14 protein-coding genes and 1 tRNA gene are annotated in these 19,741 nt (G+C 44.5%); 9 read left to right on the top strand and 6 right to left on the bottom strand.

The window, feature by feature from the left end:
• Positions 1–77 precede the first annotated feature (77 nt).
• The 6 genes from QUA74_RS06040 (at position 78) to QUA74_RS06015 (ending at position 8,134) form a co-directional block, all read left to right on the top strand.
• Positions 78–686 carry a Uma2 family endonuclease gene (locus tag QUA74_RS06040; RefSeq protein ID WP_333326106.1) on the top strand — a complete coding sequence of 203 codons (609 nt, stop codon included), beginning with the start codon at positions 78–80 and terminating at the stop codon, positions 684–686.
• Between the two features lie 657 nt (positions 687–1,343).
• Positions 1,344–4,892 carry a PAS domain S-box protein gene (locus tag QUA74_RS06035; protein WP_333326104.1) on the top strand — a complete coding sequence of 1,183 codons (3,549 nt, stop codon included), beginning with the start codon at positions 1,344–1,346 and terminating at the stop codon, positions 4,890–4,892.
• Positions 4,893–5,016: 124 nt separating this feature from the next.
• Positions 5,017–5,090 (top strand) — tRNA-Val (locus tag QUA74_RS06030).
• Positions 5,084–5,278 (top strand): hypothetical protein, encoded by a 195-nt coding sequence (locus tag QUA74_RS06025; RefSeq protein WP_333326102.1) that lies wholly within the window; start codon positions 5,084–5,086, stop codon positions 5,276–5,278. The genes QUA74_RS06030 and QUA74_RS06025 overlap by 7 nt, the downstream gene beginning before the upstream one ends.
• 68 nt (positions 5,279–5,346) lie before the next feature.
• Positions 5,347–7,599: an AAA family ATPase gene (locus tag QUA74_RS06020; RefSeq protein WP_333326100.1), complete on the top strand. Its 2,253-nt coding sequence runs from the start codon at positions 5,347–5,349 to the stop codon at positions 7,597–7,599.
• 328 nt (positions 7,600–7,927) lie between these two features.
• Positions 7,928–8,134, top strand: a complete 207-nt coding sequence (locus QUA74_RS06015) for a hypothetical protein (RefSeq protein WP_333326098.1) — start codon at positions 7,928–7,930, stop codon at positions 8,132–8,134.
• Here QUA74_RS06015 and QUA74_RS06010 read toward each other — a convergent pair.
• Together QUA74_RS06010 and QUA74_RS06005 are read right to left on the bottom strand one after the other, a co-directional pair.
• The gene (locus QUA74_RS06010) at positions 8,102–8,263 is read right to left on the bottom strand and encodes a hypothetical protein (RefSeq protein ID WP_333225806.1); all 162 of its coding nucleotides are present in this window, start codon (positions 8,261–8,263) and stop codon (positions 8,102–8,104) included. The genes QUA74_RS06015 and QUA74_RS06010 overlap by 33 nt on opposite strands.
• Positions 8,264–8,270: 7 nt before the next feature.
• A complete protein-coding gene (locus QUA74_RS06005; RefSeq protein WP_333326096.1) occupies positions 8,271–9,269 on the bottom strand; it encodes a hypothetical protein in 999 nt (332 codons plus the stop codon).
• A 360-nt stretch (positions 9,270–9,629) separates the two neighbouring features.
• On the opposite strand from QUA74_RS06005, the gene QUA74_RS06000 reads away from it, so the two are divergent.
• From QUA74_RS06000 to QUA74_RS05990, 3 genes are all read left to right on the top strand, one after another.
• Positions 9,630–9,911 carry a helix-turn-helix transcriptional regulator gene (locus QUA74_RS06000; protein ID WP_333326094.1) on the top strand — a complete coding sequence of 94 codons (282 nt, stop codon included), beginning with the start codon at positions 9,630–9,632 and terminating at the stop codon, positions 9,909–9,911.
• Between the two features lie 230 nt (positions 9,912–10,141).
• Complete coding sequence (locus QUA74_RS05995; protein ID WP_190732404.1) at positions 10,142–10,414, top strand: helix-turn-helix domain-containing protein; 273 nt, start codon at positions 10,142–10,144, stop codon at positions 10,412–10,414.
• Positions 10,415–10,708: 294 nt separating this feature from the next.
• Entirely contained in the window at positions 10,709–11,008 is a 300-nt protein-coding gene (locus tag QUA74_RS05990; protein WP_333326091.1) for a helix-turn-helix transcriptional regulator, read from the top strand.
• Positions 11,009–11,249: 241 nt separating this feature from the next.
• Here the strand turns inward: QUA74_RS05990 and QUA74_RS05985 are convergent, their stop codons facing one another.
• The 4 genes from QUA74_RS05985 to QUA74_RS05970 all read right to left on the bottom strand — a co-directional run bounded on the left by QUA74_RS05985 (position 11,250) and on the right by QUA74_RS05970 (position 19,659).
• Entirely contained in the window at positions 11,250–14,081 is a 2,832-nt protein-coding gene (locus QUA74_RS05985; RefSeq protein ID WP_333326089.1) for a PAS domain S-box protein, read from the bottom strand.
• Between the two features lie 42 nt (positions 14,082–14,123).
• Positions 14,124–15,200: a BMP family protein gene (locus tag QUA74_RS05980; protein ID WP_333326087.1), complete on the bottom strand. Its 1,077-nt coding sequence runs from the start codon at positions 15,198–15,200 to the stop codon at positions 14,124–14,126.
• Positions 15,201–15,331: 131 nt separating this feature from the next.
• A complete protein-coding gene (locus tag QUA74_RS05975) occupies positions 15,332–17,506 on the bottom strand; it encodes a glutamine synthetase III (RefSeq protein ID WP_333326085.1) in 2,175 nt (724 codons plus the stop codon).
• A gap of 902 nt (positions 17,507–18,408) precedes the next feature.
• Positions 18,409–19,659 carry an alpha/beta hydrolase gene (locus QUA74_RS05970; RefSeq protein WP_333326083.1) on the bottom strand — a complete coding sequence of 417 codons (1,251 nt, stop codon included), beginning with the start codon at positions 19,657–19,659 and terminating at the stop codon, positions 18,409–18,411.
• Positions 19,660–19,741: the final 82 nt, after the last annotated feature.

Below are 19,741 nucleotides of genomic sequence, written 5' to 3'. Positions count from 1 at the left end.
TTAGATAATGAACTTAAAAATCTGACGCACCCTACTGAATCAGAATCAAATGATATTAGAGCATTGGAGACTTTACCATGACTCAAGCGATATCGAAGTTAATGAGTTTTGATGAATTCCTGGAATGGAAACCCGAAAACGGACGCTATGAATTACATAACGGAGTTATTGTTGAAATGCCAAATCCAACTGGTAAACATTCAGCGAGCGCGGGTTTTCAGGCGATCGAATTAGGTTTAGAAATCAGGCGATTACAACTTCCTTACTTTATTCCGAAGGAATGTACAATTAAATTTAACGATAACTCTGGCTACGATCCAGATGTGATTGTATTAGATAAACAAGCCGTAGAAGCCAATGAGTCTCGATGGGAAAGAGAATCAGTTATTACTCAGGGAAATTCGGTTAAATTAGTTATTGAAGTTGTCAGCACAAATTGGCGTGATGATTATGCACACAAAATGATTGATTATGAAGGATTAGGCATTCCTGAATATTGGATTGTAGATTATTTGGGTTTAGGGGGTAGCCGTTATATTGGTTATCCGAAACAGCCGACTTTATCGGTTTATCAGTTAGTAGATGGTGAGTATCAAATTAAGCTGTTTCGGGGAGAGGAAAGGATTGAATCAGTGGTGTTTCCCGAGTTGAATTTGACCGCTAAGCAAATTTTTAACGGTGGATAAGTGATCAGGCGATCGCATAGCTCCGTTAGTTAGAGCACTACAATGCCATTGTAGGGGTCACTTGTTAGAGTCCATTTCTGTCCATAGCTAAAACCCGCCCCCAAAGCGGGTTTGGTTTTTTCTACAACCAAACTGGTAGATTTGGCATTCTCAATTAGGAATGACAGAATATGTCTAGCCAGAGATTTAGTACAGTCGCCACGTTTCGTCGAGGCTGTTGCTGAGCAGTTGCGTAGTTTGCATGAGTTCGCTGTTAAAGAAACGCTAGCTTGATTCTCGTAGACACCATCCCCATCCGTGAACAAAGCGCAAGCAAGCAGAACAAGAAAGAGAACAACTGTGAGAACGCGATCGCCTTGCACTGTCCCAAGCAGAAGCCGCTAACCGGATTAAAGACGAATTTTTAGCGGTGCTGTCCCATGAGTGGCGATCGCCCGTTTGCTTAAACACTGAATGGCTGAGGTTTTGGGCATACTATATATTAGGACTTACGCACCAAAAGCCTAAAACCTCGATCGCCCCTAGCCCCCTTTTTTAGGGGGGGGAACAGTCAAAGTCCCTTTTTTAGGAGGCTAAGGGGAGCTCTGCGTAACTCCTGTATATCTTGATTCCCTAACAATAGCTGGCATAATAGGTAAATAGGCAGGACTAACCGCAATGAATGTAGAACGTACACCCTCCTTGAATGATCGAGAAGAGCTTACTGTAAATTTTCCTCAAGAGCTATGTACGGACTGCAAAGCACTCGAAGCACGACGATTTGCGGTAATAGTCGATCACATGGCTGAGGCCTTTATTTCTATTAATTCAGAGTGGCACTGCACCTATGTCAACCATAAAGCAGAGCAGCTTTTAAACAGGAAGCGGCAACACCTGATAGGCAAAAATATATGGACTATATTTTCGGTCGATCTTACCTCTGAGCTATATAAGTATTGTCATCAAGCGATCGCAACGCCAACTGCGATCGAGTTTGAAGAACACTACCCCTCACTCCACAAGTGGTTGAGAATTCGCCTCATCAAGAGTGAAGATGGCTTACTTATTTACTTTCAAGACACGACTGAAACATCTCAACTCGCTCGACAATTGAAAGCCGAAATCACAAAGTGCCAGGAGGTAGAAGCCACTCTTCAGAAAGAACAGGACTTTTTGAAGGCAATTTTAAACAACGTTCAAGCTGGCATTGTCGCTTGCAATGCCGATGGCATATTGACGGTATTTAACCAAGCAGCTAAAGATTTTCATGGATTACCTCAGCAGCCAGTTCCACCGGAGCAATGGGCCCAGTATTATAACTTGTATTTGCCCGACGGCAAAACACCAATGAATACAGAGGATATTCCCCTGTTCCAGGCATTGCAAGGACAAAACGTTCGTGATGTGGAAATGATGATTGTTCCGCAGCAGGGAACTGCGCGAATGCTGTTAGCAACTGGACAGCCAATTATTGCAGCCAACGGCGAAAAACAGGGTGCTGTTGTCGTGATGCACGACATTACACAACGCAAGCAGGCAGAAACTGCTCTGCGTGAGGGTGAAGCGCAATTATCCAGCATCTTCCAAACTATTCCTGATGGCATCACTATTCTAGATTCTACCGGACAGATTATTGCCGCAAATAAGGCAGCAGAGAGGATTTTAAGATTAACTAGCAGCGACATTGTGGAGCGAGGCTATAACGATCCATCCTGGTTCATTACAACCGTGGAGGGTCATCCTTTCCCAGAAGATGAACTGCCGTTTGCGAGGGTTATGCAAACAGGTGAGCCTGTTTATGGTATTGAACATGGCATTAGCCATGCCGATGGAACTCGCAGGATTCTCTCGATCAATGCTTCCCCTTTGTTTGACGCAGAGGGGCAAATTATCAATATCATTGCTGCTTTCAGCGACATTACGGAACGCAAGCAAACCGAAGACGAACGAGTACAGCTTGTTCAAGAACAGGCAGCCCGTGCTGTAGCAGAGAATTCTCAGGAAAAATCAGCATTTTTAGCCCAAGTGAGTGCTGTCCTTTCCTCTTCACTAGACTATGAACAAACTCTCCAAAGCGTTGCAAAGCTGGCAGTTCCTTATTTTGCAGATTGGTGTAGTGTTGATCTGCTGAATGACGATCACACAATTGGTCGGGTTGCAGTGGCTCATTCAGATCCCGAAAAAGTGAAGTTTGGCTGGGAGTTGGCTCAACGCTTTCCCAGACATCTCGATGATGGGTATGGCATTGCTAAAGTCATGCAAACAGGACAGGTTGAAATTGGGATTGAGATTACAGATGAACAGTTAGTTGCCACAGTGCCGAATGGTGAATACCTGGAAATCTTACGTGGAGTTGGGTTAAAGTCCTGCATCATTGCACCGCTACAGGCACGCGGGCGCGTGTTGGGTAGTATTACGTTTGTGTTTACTGAATCCGATCGCCACTATCGCCTAGAAGACCTTGCCCTGGCTGAAGATTTGGCTGGGCGGGCAGCGATCGCCATTGATAACGCTCGTCTCTACAATGAAACACAACAAGCGAAATTAGCCACCGAACTCGCTGCTAACCGGACGGCTCGACTGCTGGCGGTGATGACGGCTTTGTCTGAATCGCTAACCTCGGCTCAAGTGGCTCAGGTCATTATTGAACAGGGAATGTCCGCACTGGGAGCAAGTTGTGGTTTGGTTGCGGTATTAAACCAGGAGGCAAGCGAACTGGAGATTATTCAAGCGATCGGGTATGAGCACGTAGGAGAATTTCCGCGCAGTTTTTCGATTCATGCACCCTATCCTCTGGCAGAAGCTGTGCGAACTGGGCAACCTGTTTGGCTAGAAACTATCGAAAACCGAATTGCCCGTTATCCTGATTTAGCCCAAGCTTATGCCAAGGTTGGTTCAAAAGCCTGGATTTCAGTGCCATTGTTGATTGAAGGACAAGCCGTTGGTGGACTGTCGCTGAGTTTTTCGACTGTTCCCCAACTTTCCGAGAGCGATCGCGCTTTCATTTTGGCGCTGGCACAGCAGTCGGCGCAGTCGATCGACCGAGCACGGCTCTACGAGTCAGAACGGCAAGCACGGGCACAATCCGAAGCAGCTAACCGAATTAAAGATGAGTTCTTAGCTGTCTTGTCGCACGAATTGCGAACTCCGTTGAATCCGATTCTGGGTTGGACTCGACTGCTGCGAAGGGGAACCCTAGATTCCAGCAAGACGGCGGTAGCTCTCGAAACCATTGAACGCAACGCCGAGTTGCAAGTTCAACTGATTGAGGATTTGCTGGATATTTCTCGCATTCTGCAAGGCAAGCTGAGTTTGAACTCTACTCCTATTAATTTGAAAACAACTCTTAAAGCTGCGATCGAAACAGTTAGTTTAGCCGCCGAAGCGAAAAAAATTCAAATTAAAACTCAGCTAGATCCCAACGTCGGCGATGTGTTAGGAGATGCTACCCGATTGCAACAGGTTGTCTGGAATTTGCTCACCAATGCCATTAAGTTCACCCCAACTGGAGGTAGAGTTGAAGTTGAGTTGAAAACGATTGATTCCTCTGCTCAAATTCAAGTCAGGGATACAGGAAAAGGGATTAAGCCAGAATTTATTCCCTATGTATTTGACACCTTTCGACAAGCCGATAGCAGTATTACGAGAACCTTTGGTGGGTTAGGGCTGGGATTAGCGATCGTGCGTCACGTCGTTGAGCTACATGGTGGAACTGTCAAAGCCGAAAGTTTTGGAGAAGGACAGGGAGCAACATTTACTGTCACACTTCCCTTATTAGCCAGAAGCAATGAGGTAAACAGTGACCAGCCGGACAATCTATCACTCAAGGCTCACACTTCACCCTTGGCTAGATTATGTATTTTGGCAGTCGATGACGAACTAGACAATTTAGAGTTAGTTCAATGTATATTGGAGCAAGCGGGAGCCACAGTGATCTCTGTATCTTCCGCAACAGATGCGCTACAACAACTCAATGAATATAAGCCAGATGTTTTGATTGCTGATATTGGAATGCCACAAATTGATGGCTATATGTTGATTCGTCAAGTCAGACAACTATCCACACAGGAGGGAGGAGAGATTCCCGCGATCGCCCTGACAGCGTATGCAGGTGAGACAAATCAACAGCAAGCACTAGCAGCCGGATTTCACAGGCATCTTCCCAAGCCTGTTAAGCCTGAAACGTTAGTGGAGACAATTGAGCTATTGCTTCATCAAATAGAGTAAGGCAGAGTATTAGACATCTGTGGAAATTAAGATTCAGCTACCTCGGTACAAAGATTTCAAGTTGATTATTGGAGATGTCTTTTGAGTATAGTCTGGGAAAATGTCATGAATTGAAGTGATTAACAGACGCATAGTTCAGTTGGTTAGAACACTACGTTGACATGGTAGGGGGTACTTGTTCGAGTCGAGTTGTGTCAATCAAAGAGTTTACGAGTCCAGTTTCGGCGGAGCGGTTTATGGTATGGTGGGATTTAAAAGGGCGATCGCTCGATCTGGTAGAGTTTGATAGGTCAAAGGCGATCGCATCCCTAAACTCTGGCGAGCCTGTGATTCGGGTTTGGTGCGATCGGATACATCAGCGTTTAACTAAAACTTTACGGGAATAGAGAAGCGATGTATTATTGTCAATAATGGTTACCAAAACTGCATCAGAAGCATTATAGGGAAAATCCTCATGAAACTAGAGTCTGTCTATATATCAAAATTCCGAAGTATTAAAAGTGTTGATATCATCAAGTGTGGTGACTTCAATGTTCTTATTGGCAAGAATAATTCTGGCAAGTCAAGTATACTTTCAGCTATAAATTCTTTCTTTAATTGTATTCAAGATGGTAACGTCGTTGCACTCAACCCACCCATCGGTAAAGAAATTGATTTCTTCAACAAAGAAACACATGAATCAATAGAAATTACTCTGACATTTTCGATGTCATCCCCAGATATAGATGGTTTAGTACAAGATATCGTTACCGAAGCGCCACAAATGAAAAACGCTGTAAGTGTTCTCGATCCAGCACTACAAATTTTTATATTTCTTTGCATTACTCCTCCCCCAAAAAGCTTTAGTTTTGTTAGGAAAATTTCTCTAGGCAAAACTCCTATCTCTAATTCATCTTATCCTGAAGCTGAAAGAGTTATATTAGCTGTTTCTAATGATGCTGCTGTAGAACTTTATGAAAATTTATCCAGCTATAGCCAGCAGAATAGTGATGCAGAGGATCTGAGCAAAATACTAAGCAAGATAATAGCTAATTCTAGACTTCGCAGAGAATGGAAGTCTGGGCGAGAATCAGGAATACCATTTATTTATTATAGTGACATTATTTCTGGTTCTGTTCGTACTCGTATAAGCCCTGACCTTCTTAAAGAGCTTGAAGATAAATATAGTGAAGCAGCTTCTTTTGATGAGTTTATAGAATTAGTTCAAACCCTTGCCGAGAAAATGAAAGAAGAGGCGACCAAAGTTCAAGAAAAACCTCTCAAAAGAAAGATTGATACGTTCACTGGTGAGGGTAATTCCCTACCAGATTATGCGAAAAAACTACTACAAAGAGTTTCTGAAATGAAAGTTCTTCACCTTACAGAGAGGCGTAAACCAATAGGTGAAGAGGAAGCAGAGCGGCTTCTTTCACTAAAAGTAAAGCGAGGAGGTGAAGAGGCTCTTGGTAATATAAAAGAAACCGTCTCGTCATTATTAGGAGTTCGTATAGATGCCTTTCAAAGTGAATCACCACAAGGAAGAATTGCTAAAATTGCGGAATTAGATGTTGATAACTTCTTGGTAGAAGTTAATGGTTCTGGAATTAAAGAGTCTCTAAGATTAGTTCTAGATGTAGAGTTTGGCAATCCCAATATTCTTCTTGTTGAAGAACCAGAAATTCATCTTCATCCCGCTCTTGAAACAAGTATGATGCGGTATCTAAAACGTCTTAGCTCACGCTGCCAAGTATTTTTAACAACTCATTCTACTAATTTTTTAGATACTGCTGAAATGCAGAATGTTTATTTGATATCCAAAGGGGAGTCAACTCAAGTTAAAAAGTTAAACATTGAGGAAGCAGAAGCTAAAATTCCCAAGGAACTAGGTATTAGATTAAGTTCTGTATTTATGTTTGATAGACTTGTATTTGTAGAAGGTCAATCTGATGAAGATATCCTTCGTGAATTGGCATCTACCTTAGAAATTAACTTCAGCCAAGCTAATGTAGGTTTTATTCCTATGGGAGGAGTACGTAACTTTGCTCACTTTGCCACAGAGGAGATTTTATCATTCTTAACTAAGCGTCAAGTCAAAATGTGGTTTCTCATGGATAGAGATGAAAAAGAAGACTCTGAAGTTTTGAAACTTCAAAATCGTTTGGGGCAAAAAGCCATCTTACAAGTTTTAAGGAAAAGAGAAATAGAAAACTATCTAATCTGTCCTAGAGCTATTATAGAGCTTATAAAATTTAAGAGACAATATTCACATGATTTAAATAATAATGAATTACCAACAGAAGCTGAAATTAATGAAAAAATAGAAAAATGTGCTGAAGAATTAAAGCAGTTAGCGATAGAAAAGCGCGTAGTAAAAGTTTTATGTCAACCAATTTATCCATCTAAAGATATTTGTGAGGGTGATGGCACTAAACCGGGAATTACTGACAGGGTAAAAGGAGAAATCGAGAGAATAATTAATCAGTTGGAAGCCGATAAACAAAAAGTGGAGTCAGTTTATCAAGAACAGTTGGAACAGGTTAGTAATTCTTGGAAAAGTGATAAACTAAATATGGTTCCTGGTGACATTTTAATTGATCTGGTGTGCCAAGAATATAATGTTCGTTTTAAAAAAGAAAGAGATGGCTCTCGATTGGCAGCGTTTATGAAAAAAGAGGAGATTGATCAGGAACTTAAATGTATGGTTAAGGACATAGGAACTTGTATTTAAATTTTGTAAATTTTCAAGGAAGGGACAATTAATTTGCCAAATGCTGACTATAGCTCGCTAATGCCATGCCAAAGCCTGATCGCACTTCTCGGGGTCAAGAGTGCAAGCCACAGCTCTGGCTTGCTACAATCCAGCTAGAAAAAGGGATTGCTGTGACAACTGCCGCCCCACGCGATCAACAAAAAACACGATTACCGAACTATTAGATCAGTCGCTTCCTATTGAAATCGCCACCAGGATCAAAAGCCGAGCTAAAAATTGCTTTGACAACGCTTGTAAGGCAGCCTTAGCTATTGAGGGGGCGCTATAAGTCCAAGGCTTTTTGGCGGTGCCCAGAGCGCCCTACAAGCCGATCGCAATCGCAACTAATGTCGATCGCCCCCTGCATCCCCAAATCATCTCAAATCCGATCGCCCACAGCCCCTTCCGGGACACGGCTGTGATGCCGTGTCCTCACCCGCAGCACTACTTGAGATGCTACAGGGAAAAACCCCCTGATAACTTACCTGCGACAGCCTTGGGCGATCGCCCTTAACACCGCTAGCCGCACTTCTGGATGAGATTTCTCAAGCCCGTTAGCCCGAAAAACCCAGTGTCCGCCGCCCGCGTGCTCGATCGCAATTTTCTGACCGTCAGGCAAAACTATTTGCCACCAATTCAACACACTGGCTTTAATAAGGTGGCACTGAATTTCGTTCAGTTGAACCTCCATTAATTTCAGTTGACGCATGATTGGATTTTGGGCAGATGACTTCATGATTTTTCTCATTAAATGAATTCGACTGTTTCTCGGCTTTGATTTCACTTTGCCGATTTTTGAACTTAACTTCACCTTCCGAAGTTTTTGGCTTAACTTTCCCTTCCGAAGTTTTCGCCTTAACTTCCCTTTTACCACCTTTAGGCTCAACTTTGACTCCAAAACCTTTAGACTTAACTTTTCCTGGGGCCGAAATTGAAGTCTGTTCCGTGGCCGGCTTCTTAAACTCCGCGTCTAATTGGTCTAAAATCTCCTCTTGTTCGGGAGTATGTTCCGCTGGCTGCTCTAAATTGCTGGGATTGTATTCGCCAACCAACCTTGCCAAGAATTCCGAAATTGACAGTCCGGCTGCGGCTGCTTTTTTTGTTAAAAGGGCGTAGGTGTCGGTTTTAATGCGAATTTGTTTGAGCCGGAGGTTGGGATTGTTGTCAACTGTTTCGGCAATAGTTACTGCGGTAATCCTTTCTTTGGGTATGACATCAACAACTTCTTGCCACTTTTCCTGTAAACGACAGTCGCCATATTGGTCGGTAATTGCGTGTTTGAACAAAGGAACAACTTGAGCAACGCAGCTAGGCAAAATCTCAAATCCTGCTTTAATTAAGCGCAGGCAAATACTCGCAGCTTTGATAATTTGTGTGCAGTAAAAATATTGCCTGCCTAATGCTTGTTCGCAGTAACTTTTAAAAGTTTTGAACTTGTCTTTGTACAATCGCAGCTTTCGGATCGCGTCCAGCATGATTCCTTGACGCACGTAGTCTAGGAATCCCCTTTTAATTTCGCCTGTCAGGTAGTCTAAATCGTGAAAGGGAGATTGATTCTGGATTTCTTCTTCAAAGTCTAGCAGCGGGCCTGCAAAGTGAAAGTTGGAGGCGACATCGCCTAGGTAGAAGTTGTCAATTGATGTGGACATGATCTGGAATGGTTCGAGAAAGGGCACGATAGCACGGAAGTTGTGCGATCGCAAAGTAGAAGTTTTGGTCTGGATCTTTGATACAATCTTGAGTTGGGCACTCTTGTGAGGTCGATCGACCTTTTACATAGCACCACCTCCTCGGCGTTGAGAAAAAAGGGGCTTGAGGTATGCGCCCTTGCCCCAAAAATACGCTTGGGTATGCAAGCACAATTGATAGACACTACAACTAAGGCGGTTATTCAAACCTGGACGTTTTGAATGTTCGGCTCGCCCGGCCGCCTTCTGTCATGTCCGTCACTTACAACTTTAGTTGGATAATTCATCTTTGTCAACTAAAGTTGTATAACTTTAGTTTAAATGAATCAAGATATAGACTATCTCAAACCAGAAACTATTCAAGAAGCTATCCAATTGGCTGAAGCTACTCAGGAACAACTAGCCCGAAACTTAGGAGTTTCTCTAAATACAGTGAACTCCTGGGTTAATTGTCGGAAAATGCCACGGGCGGATAATTTCTTCGCCCTATGCCGGGAGTTAAAGCTTTCGCCCAAAACCGTGGCTAGATTGCTAGGCATCGATATCTCCAACATCCCTGACGATATCCCTTTGATCAGATCGCCCTCGCGCGAGGACAACTAACCGACAGGGGTTCGTCCATGTAAGAGAGAAAGGAGCTTGAGGTATGCGCCCTTGCCCCGAAAATACGCTTGCGTATGCAGGCACAATTGATAGACACTACAAATCAGGCAGTTCTTCAAACCTGTATTTTGACCTTGGAGGCTCGCCCAACTGCTTTGCTGTGTCCATTTGTCGTAGTTTAGTCAGGCTTACTGCTTATGTCAAGGGTAAACTACGGAATATTCTGCACCATGAATCAAGAAGTACGGGATTTATACGAAATGAGCCTTGCAGAAATTAGAGAATACAGGGGCTTTAGTCGCCGAGAGCTTAGCCAGCAACTGACGGGGAAAGTCTCTGAAGATACTTTGTATTCAATAGAAAAAAGAAAACAAAAACCCAGAGTTGATACTGCAATAGCCATCTGTACAGCCCTAAATATTAGCTTGAAACAGTTCTGTCACTCGATCGGGCTAGATGTTTCAGGACTGGTTGATGATTACGTTCCGCCGAGGAACAGCTAACAAACAGAGCTAAATCATGGTCTTGATATTTGATACAATTTTAAACTGGGCTGTGAGGTCGATCGACCTTTTACATGGCACCACCTCCTCGGCGTTGAGGGAAAGGAGCTTGAGCTATGCGCTTTTGCCCCAAAAAAAACGCTTGGGTATGCAGGCACAATTGATAGACACTAAAAAATAAGGCGGTTCTTTAAACCTGCATTTTGACGAAAGTAGGCTCGCCCGGCCGCCTTTGTGTGGTCGCTCTACATGAAGTGTACTTCATCAAAACAACCAAGTCAAGAGGTTAGCTTCATGAAACAAACTTCATGTACTGTGCAAGAAAATTTGCAAGAAAAGGACAAGTCTCCATTAAGGCTTCTCAGAGAAAAAGCTGGGCTAACCCGCCCTCAAGTCAAACAACATATCGGCGTTTCTGAGCGGATGCAAGCTGACTGGGAATCAGGAAAGTCCATGCCAACAGTTGAAAACGTAGCTGCACTGGCTAACCTGTACCAGGTTTCTCTAAAAACTATGTTTGAGCTTTTAGGATTAGACGTAACCAAAATTCCCGATGACTTACCAAGTCTCGCGCCCTCACCGAACGAGAACTAACAAGCACAGCTAAATCATGGTGTTGACATTTGAGACAATTTTGAGTCAGGCTGTGAGGTCGATCGACCTTTTATATCAATTCCCGTTGCACCGGAATGATATAACAGCCCTCTCAAAACCCACAATGCCGTTCATCAAACCCTCACGAAACCTGTTCGATAAACTATCGCAGCGCGATTTGTAGCTAGCTTCATAGGTGTCTATCATGAGAAACGCTATATATAGAGGAATGTGATAGCAGTTATTTACCCACGAGTGCTACAGCACCGCTTTGCAAAACAGGAATTTCAATTAGGAACTCTGTTCCTTGATGGGGTTGAGAGAAGCACTCGATGGAGCCACCGTGCTTATCAACTACAATTTGATAGCTGATGGATAGCCCTAATCCAGTTCCTTTACCAGTTGGTTTTGTGGTGAAGAAGGGATTGAACACGTTTTGTCTAACAGTTTCCGTCATCCCAGAGCCATTGTCTTGAATTTGAATGACCACATTTTTTGAATGACCGGGCCCAGTTTCGTTTGTGACTAGCTTAGTCCGAATAGTGATGCGACTGGGATTCTTTTGGATGTCTTTTGGGGAACGCTGATTGTCATAGTTTTCTAAAGCATCGATCGCATTTGCCAGAATATTCATAAAGACTTGGTTCAACTGTCCGGCATAGCACTCTACTAGCGGTAAGTCCCCGTACTCTTTGACAATTTCAATAGCAGGATGAGCCGGATTTGCCTTCAGTCGATTTTGCAAAATCATCAATGTGCTGTCAATTCCTTCGTGGATATCAACAGGCTTCTTTTCTGCCTCATCCAGCCGCGAGAAGTTTCGCAGCGACAGGACAATTTGACGAATGCGATCGGCTCCTACCTTCATTGAAGTCAGGATTTTGGGCAAATCTTCACTAATGTAGTCCAGATCGAACTCTTCAATTTTTTCCTGAATTTGGGTATTAGTTGGATAGGTTTGCTGGTAAAGCTGAATCAACTTTAGTAAATTTTGCGTATAGTCGGCAGTATGGCTCAGGTTGCCATAGATAAAGTTGACTGGATTATTAATTTCGTGAGCAACACCAGCAACCAGTTGCCCCAAACCTGACATTTTCTCTGCCTGAATAAGCTGTGCCTGAGTTTGCTGTAAGGTTTTGAGTGCAACCTCAGCTTCCTCTTTGGCTTGCCTTAACGCAGCTTCGGCTTGCTTGCGCTCAGTAATATCCAGTGCCAAGGATGCAACTCCAACAATATTTCCACCATCCCCTACTAAAGGCGTATTGAACCATTCGCAAATAATGGTTTTGCCGTTTTTTGTAAAATTTTCATTGACGCTGTAGATTCCTTGGCTCTGCATCAACAGGTTGTTCATAATTTGATCGACGACATTTCGGGCAGATGCAGGCACAACTAATTCTGCGGGATGGTGTCCGATCGCCTCTGTAGCCGTGTAACCAAAAATCTGCTCTGCCGCTGGATTCCAGGCAGTGACTTTAAAGTTTAAATCCCATTCCACAACTGCCAGTGAAGTTTTACGGAATATAAAAGATAGCCGCTGTTCCGACGCTTTGAGTTCTTCTTCTACCTGTTTCCGTTGAGTAATGTCAATCCCTGTTTTGATGATGTACTCAATTTCACCTCGATCATCGACTAAAGCAGTATCTGACCAGGCAATGAGTCTGAGTTGTTGATCTTTGCTCACCCAACTGCCTTCATACTGCTGGGGAAAATTACCAGATTGTAAAGACTCAAAAGCAGTTTTGGCTTGTCCAGCTAAGTCTGAGTTCGGGAACAACTCCCAAATGTAGCGCCCCTTCACTTCACTAAATGAGTAATCAGTCATTTGTTCGCAAGCTCGGTTAAAGCGAACGATTTGTCCCTGCGGGTCGAGCACAACTACCAGCGCACCTGCAATTTCAAGAATTGCTGAAACAAAATTGCGTTCCACTTCAACTGCTTTAATCAGTTCCTCTAACTGGGTTGCCATATTGTTAAAGGCGATCGCCAATGTCCCCAATTCGTTTTGGCTATCACTGTTGACCCGCGTCTCTAATTCCCCCGCACTGAGTTGAGTAGCTGCCGTGGTTAAGCGCTGGAGCGGCACCACAATTTGCCGAATAAATAGATACCCAATGCCAACAGCGACGATCGTGACCAGCGTCAATGAGCCTCCCATAACTGAGAGCATTTGGTAAACTGGAGCATACGCCTCAGCCGTTGGCAGTTCTACCACCACATTCCAATTCACGCTCCGAACTAAGGCACTGGCTCCCAATACTTCTACCTGGTTTAGACCTTGATAAACGTTAAGGTGTTTAGTATCTTCGGAGGCTTTCAAAAATTGAAATAAGGATCGCTTAGAAAGATCTTGAATTTGAAACTTTTCTGGGTTACTACCCTTTTGAGCAATGAGAAAATTACGCTCATCAACTACATAGACATAACCCGTTTTGCCCACCTGCGTTTGGGAAACAATAAACCAGAGAAAGTTGAGATTTACCTGCGCTAATAGCACCCCATCCACCTCATCTCGCTCATTCCGAATCGGAACCGCCAGAATGGTGGTTGGTTGGTGAGTTTTAGGATTAATTTCTACAGGACTGACATAATCTTCCTGTTGTTTGAAGGCACGAATAAACAGTGGCGAAGTGGCGGGATTTTCTAACTTGAGCGGTTCGTAGGGTGAAACTGACGCGACAACTTGTCCCTTCCGGTTCAAAATGGCAACGGCTTCATAAGCATCATTATGACGAGTCAACCCTTCCAACAGGCTCTGCTGCGCTTGAGGTTGAAATTTTGTGAGTCCTTTGACCCTAGCTAAATAGCTCAGTTTTCGTTTCAAGTCATCTAGATAATTATCAATCTGCCCTGCTGCTGTCTGACTGCGCTCTTGTTGGAGCGATCGCGATTGCTGGATCTGCGCCTGAAAGCTGAGGTAGATCAGCAAGCCACCTGTGGGCAGTAAGCTCAGGAGAACCAAAAATATCAAACCATAGCGGAGCTGATTTGCAATAGAAAAGAAGCGTTGCCAAGGATGAGAACGGGAGCTTCTGGCAATCGGCAGAACGCGCTCGTTGCGTTGATTTTGCATCGGACTTAAGGATCAATATTGGTAAATCAATTAATGCGCGCACTAAGGAGACACATCAATTTTGCCAGTCGTCACAGCTTCTCGGATGGTCTTGAAAGTGTCCTCTTCCTGAGACGTGAGACTACCACGGAAAGGGGCAAAGTCGTAGATCTTTTCCTTGAGCCCAAACTTGTAAAGTTTTCCTTCCCAGCGACCTTGCTGGGTTAACACTGCCACATTTAGCACCAGATTGGGAATGTCCTGCAGAACGCTAGTTAGGACTTTGCCGGGAGCCACTTCGTACTGATCCTTTGTCCTACCAATCACCAAGACTCCTGGCTTTTGCGAAACGGCTTTTAGCGCGGCTAACCCTGCCTCACCCGCGTTGAAGGTCAAAACATCTACTCCAGAGGCAACCATATCCGTTGCAATTTTGGTGGCTTTTTCGGTATCAACCCAAGAATCGAGAAAAGCAGTCGAGGCTTGAACAGAGGGATTCGTTGCCTTGACTCCCCGCCTAAACAAGGCTTCTTCTTCTTGGTAAACCGGATAAGGTTCACCCACAATATAGCCAACTTTATTGGTTTTGGTCTTTATCGCAGCCAAAGCGCCTGTGAGGTACCCCACCTCACCCGATCGAAAGGCAACAGCCCCCAAATTTCTGTTATTCCCTGGATGCGTTGTAATCAGGGCAAATTTCGTTCGCGGAAATTCTTTAGCGACCTTTTCGGCAGTTGTGGAATAGGCACCACTGGCTGCAATTACCACGTCATAGCCTGACTGGGCATATTTGCGAATGGTAGGTTCACTATTTTCACCGTCAATACTGTCAGTAATGTCTACCTCAGCATTAAATTTATTTTTGATTAGATTCAATCCTTCAAAGCAAGCTTGATCCCAACTTTGGTTGTCTTTGGCGCCTGTGGTGAGCATTGCCACTCTAAAGCTGCTAGAGGTGCTGGCTTCCGGGGAAGAGTTTACGTTCGGAGTCGATCGGCTGCAACTGATCGCAAAAACCAGAGCTACAGCCGCCAGAGTCATTTGTTTCAAGAAAGATTGAATTCGCATAAGAGCTTTTCGCAGCAAGGTTACTTTTTCTACCCCCAAGAAATTTTTGAAGGGTATCTCAACAATTTTCACAACTCTTACTCTCGCTCGCATTTAATGACTCTGACAGATTCAGCCTAACACTCATTTCAGCCCAAAAACAAGTAAGGACACAGCACTGCCGTGTCCTTACAACTCTAACCTGCAATTAACCGAATTTTCGATTACTTAACAAACAGCATTTCTTGATAAGTAGGCAGTGGCCACAAATCATCAGCCACTTCACCTTCCAGAGCATCCGCATACTTGCGAACCTCATCCATCAAAGGACGAATTGTTTGCGAAGCATACTGCATATGGTCTTCTGTCGAAGCAAAATCGTGCTTGCTCAAAGCATCACTCAACTTGCTCGCAGTATCCATCATGGACTTAACCAGCACCGCTACTTTTTCGGCACTTTCCTTTTCCAGTTCAATCCCAATCTCTTTCAACTTAGAAATCGTGCCGGAAAGTTCAGCTAAATACCTCACCGCTGCGGGGTAAATAATGGTTTTTGCCATGCTTATTACCAGTTTTGCTTCGACTTCAATTGCCAGCAAATACTGCTCTGCATAAACATCGTAACGGCTTTCCAATTCAACGGGAGTCAGAACACCTGTCTTTTCAAACAAGTCTTCAATGTATCCTGCCTTCAACACGGGCAAAGCATCTGCCGTAGTCCGCAAGTTAGCTAAACCTCGTTCCTCAACAGCCATTTTGTGCCATTCTTCCGAATAGCCGTTGCCGCCAAATACAACCGCACCGTGCTCGTCCATCACTTCTTTGAGAAGTGTTTGGATGGCAGCATTCAGTTCAGTTCCGTTAGCCAAATCGCTTTCTAATTTGTTAGCAATCCAGTCCAAAGAATCTGCCAGAATTGTATTCATCGCCACCAGCGGCCCGGAAACAGACTGACCGGAACCTACTGCACGGAATTCAAATCGGTTTCCCGTAAAGGCAAAGGGCGAAGTCCGGTTTCTGTCTCCAGCATCCTTCATGAAAGTAGGCAGTGTTTCTACACCTAAGTTCATAATTCCCCGACATTTAGAGTCCTTAACTTCTCCCCGGCTAATTTGCCCGAAGATCTCTTCTAACTGCGAACCCAAATAGACAGAGATAATTGCTGGTGGAGCCTCATTTGCACCCAATCGGTGGTCGTTGCTAGCAGTCGCAACTACCGCGCGCAACAGGGGGCCGTATTTGTGAACTCCGCGAATCACAGCGCCGCAGAAAACTAGAAATTGTATGTTCGAGTGCGGTGTATCGCCTGGGTCTAATAAGTTTCCTTGGGTGGCATTGCCGACCGACCAGTTGACGTGTTTGCCAGAACCGTTAATGCCGGCGAAAGGCTTCTCGTGCAGCAAACACATAAAACCGTGTTTCTTCGCTGTGTTGCGGAGAATTGTCATGGTTAATTGTTGGTGGTCGCTGGCGACGTTTGCAGCTTCAAAAACAGGTGCAATTTCAAATTGACCGGGAGCTACTTCGTTGTGGCGGGTTTTGGCAGGAATTCCCAGCCGGTACATTCTTTCTTCTACTTCCTGCATGAAGACTTGAACGCGCTCTGGTATCGCTCCAAAATAGTGGTCGTCAAATTGCTGACCTTTCGCAGGAGGTTTGCCAAACAGGGTGCGACCTGCTAGCAGTAAATCTGGGCGGCTGTTGGTGAAATTGGCATCTACCAGGAAGTATTCTTGTTCGGAACCGCAACTGGAATTTACCGGAGCAATTTCGGTATTTCCTAATAGCTTTAACACTCGGGTTGCTGCTTTGTTCATTGCGGCAATGGAACGCAAAAGCGGCGTTTTCTTGTCTAAGGCTTCACCTGTCCAGGAGATGAAAACAGTGGGAATGCACAATGTCATGCCGTTGTCTGTTTCCATGACATAAGCAGGGCTGGTGACATCCCAGGCTGTGTATCCGCGAGCGGCGGCAGTGGAACGGATGCCGCCGTTGGGGAATGAGGAGCCATCGGGTTCGCCTTGTACGAGAACTTTGCCTGCAAATTCTGAGATGACGGAGCCATCGCCTTGCACTGAGATGAAAGCATCGTGCTTTTCGGCGGTGCTGTTGGTTAGCGGGTAAAATACGTGGGCGTAGTACAGGGCTCCTTTGGAAATAGCCCAATCTTTCATTGCTGCTGCAACTACATCAGCTACGGAATCATCTAGTTTTTGGCCGGTTTGAACGGTGTTTTTTACTGATTTGAAAATGCTTTTGGGCAGACTTTCTTGCATCTTGCTCAGACTAAAAACGTCTGTTGCCCACATATCTTCTAACCGCTTGGGAGGCTGGGCAGGCATCTGTTTGCGGTTGACGATTTGAGAAATTGCTTGAACGCGCGATTGGTTTCCACTCATGGTTATTTTTATTGGGATTGCAGGACGAGTAGTTGTGAAAAAATAGATGTTAGCAAAAGTTTAACGATTGACGAATATGTTGGATTTACCCAAGATTTTTTGTCAAGGCTAACTTTTGGGAGAATGCCTTTTTTGGCAGGCTCTAAAAGATTGGAGGAGCGAGGCTCAATCACTTCGCCGTCCATCAGGCGTGACAATCCAGTGTGAGATGCGGTTGGATTTCGATTATTAGCAGCAATAAAATAGATGACAAGAGTCTGTACTAACTTGAGTCAACATGATAGATGTCTGCGCTGCACAGATTTAGTAACTAATCTTCACCCTGGTCAGCTCAAAAATTTTGTGCGAATCAATTCCGATGAATTCAGGTCAAAACTACTTATGGTTTTTAACGGTTCGACGATCGATAAATCGCAGTCCAGCAAACAACGCACTCGTTTAGGGGTTTTGGAGAATTATGGAGAGTACACAATCTACACTTGGAGAGTTTAAACAATCATTAACCAAATAAATGTATCCTAGGCTACAGAAGTTTAGGTTTTTTTCAGAAAGGTCGATCGCACCGATCGCACACAACGGTAGGATTTCAGTGTAACAGGACGTTGGGCGCTGAAAGTGAGGGCGATCGTACATTTACAGGACTTATCGAGGGATACTATATATACTGTGCCAAGAAAAGGATCTCACTTTGGCGTTGCTGAATTCGGGTATGAAATTTGTAGGGGCAATCCCCCCATGGTGGCCGCACCGCTGGCGGAGTCAACTTTTATTCAGCAGCGCCACAAAACTTTCCCGGCGCAGTAATGGGGATTTCTAGGAATTTAAAATAAACAGATTTAGAGCAATAGTTTAGACAGTTTGAGACGGCGTTTAGTGAGAATAAATGAGTAAAATTTAAACTTTTATTTAACTCGTTGGTAATCCGAAGACTTCAGAGTATGAGCCAAAAAGCGTTCTGTGTAGTACAAAGCTAATTGATTGCTCGGGCCATTAAAAACTGCATCAAAGGCGTGTTCAGCCCAAGGAATTTCGAGCAAAATAGCCCGATCGCCCGTGGCTTGCAATCGTTGGTAGAGCGATCGACCAAACTTGGGCTGAACGATATGGTCGCGACCTGCATAAACCAGTAGAGAAGGGGGAAGATTGGGTTTAATATAATTTATGGGAGAAGCCCGACGGTAAAGCTCGTTGAGTTCGTCTGGCGTTCCTCCCAAAAAGGCACGCAAGACGGCTCGAACATTTATGGCATCAGGAAAAGGTGGGTCATTGTATCCCCGGAGCAGGTCATTTGGCCCGTAATAGTTCACTACTGCTCGAACTGGAAGCACACTTGAATCATAAGCAGTTAGCATTGCTAAATGGGCACCTGCAGACCTTCCCATCAAAGCAATTCGATCGAGATCGATTTCCCAATCACTAGCATGAGTTTTGATATAGGAAAGAGCGGCTTGTACGTCCTCAAGCTGAGCAGGAAATCGATACTTGGGAGCGTGGCGGTAATCAATTGCAACCACACAATAGCCTTGGGCGGCCATATAGCGGCTGAATTCCTCATTGGAATCGGGATTGCCTCTCTGCCAAGCTCCCCCGTAGAGGGTGATAATCGCCGGATATTTGCCAATTTGCATCGGCCGGTAAAGGTTTAGTTGCAGTGAAACTCCGTCAGGGTTGGCAAATACAATAGCCCGATCGATCCTAACGTCTCTAATCGGAATTCCTCGGAACGCATCTGCGAGGATAAACGGTTGAGGGCGTAGCTGCGCGCGATCGGCTTGAGGAACGGCTGCTAAATAGTTTTCCCCTAAAACTGCTTGCATTTGGGTAGCTATGGCTGCATTGGCTACGGGGAACTGAATCAGGGGAAGCAGGCCCAGGATTAGGCCGAACAGGTTACAAATCAGTAAAATAATGTAGACTTTGCCTTGATGCCGTCTGAGCAGGTTCAGCAGAAGGGCGATCGTATTGATACCAACCAACCAAGGACTGATTTCTGGTGCTCCCACCGCCAAAGGGTACAGGAACATGGTGGGTGCTGGTATGATGACCCAGAGACTGAGAAATAGGGCGATCGTACTCAGGAACCAAGAAATAAATGGCGAGACTAAGAATGCTGCCAATAAAGGTAACTTTTTGCGGTTCTTCTTGTGGATCATCGGATTTTCGCAGCCTAATTTTTAATCAGTTTAAATTAATCTGGTGGTTTTTATTGGTGAGTCGATCGCCTCTGGCCTTTTA

Source organism: Microcoleus sp. LAD1_D3, assembly GCF_036702135.1.
Classification (GTDB): domain Bacteria; phylum Cyanobacteriota; class Cyanobacteriia; order Cyanobacteriales; family Microcoleaceae; genus Microcoleus.
This window is presented reverse-complemented; position numbering and strand designations above follow the sequence as displayed.

Excerpts from the sequence above, each read along its gene's own strand:
- QUA74_RS06040 (WP_333326106.1), top strand. The coding sequence starts at position 78 with ATGACTCAAGCGATATCGAAGTTAATGAGTTTTGATGAATTCCTGGAA.
- QUA74_RS06035 (WP_333326104.1), top strand. The coding sequence starts at position 1,344 with ATGAATGTAGAACGTACACCCTCCTTGAATGATCGAGAAGAGCTTACT.
- QUA74_RS06020 (WP_333326100.1), top strand. The coding sequence starts at position 5,347 with ATGAAACTAGAGTCTGTCTATATATCAAAATTCCGAAGTATTAAAAGT.
- QUA74_RS06005 (WP_333326096.1), bottom strand. The coding sequence starts at position 9,269 with ATGTCCACATCAATTGACAACTTCTACCTAGGCGATGTCGCCTCCAAC.
- QUA74_RS06000 (WP_333326094.1), top strand. The coding sequence starts at position 9,630 with ATGAATCAAGATATAGACTATCTCAAACCAGAAACTATTCAAGAAGCT.
- QUA74_RS05995 (WP_190732404.1), top strand. The coding sequence starts at position 10,142 with ATGAATCAAGAAGTACGGGATTTATACGAAATGAGCCTTGCAGAAATT.
- QUA74_RS05990 (WP_333326091.1), top strand. The coding sequence starts at position 10,709 with ATGAAACAAACTTCATGTACTGTGCAAGAAAATTTGCAAGAAAAGGAC.
- QUA74_RS05985 (WP_333326089.1), bottom strand. The coding sequence starts at position 14,081 with ATGCAAAATCAACGCAACGAGCGCGTTCTGCCGATTGCCAGAAGCTCC.
- QUA74_RS05975 (WP_333326085.1), bottom strand. The coding sequence starts at position 17,506 with ATGAGTGGAAACCAATCGCGCGTTCAAGCAATTTCTCAAATCGTCAAC.
- QUA74_RS05970 (WP_333326083.1), bottom strand. The coding sequence starts at position 19,659 with ATGATCCACAAGAAGAACCGCAAAAAGTTACCTTTATTGGCAGCATTC.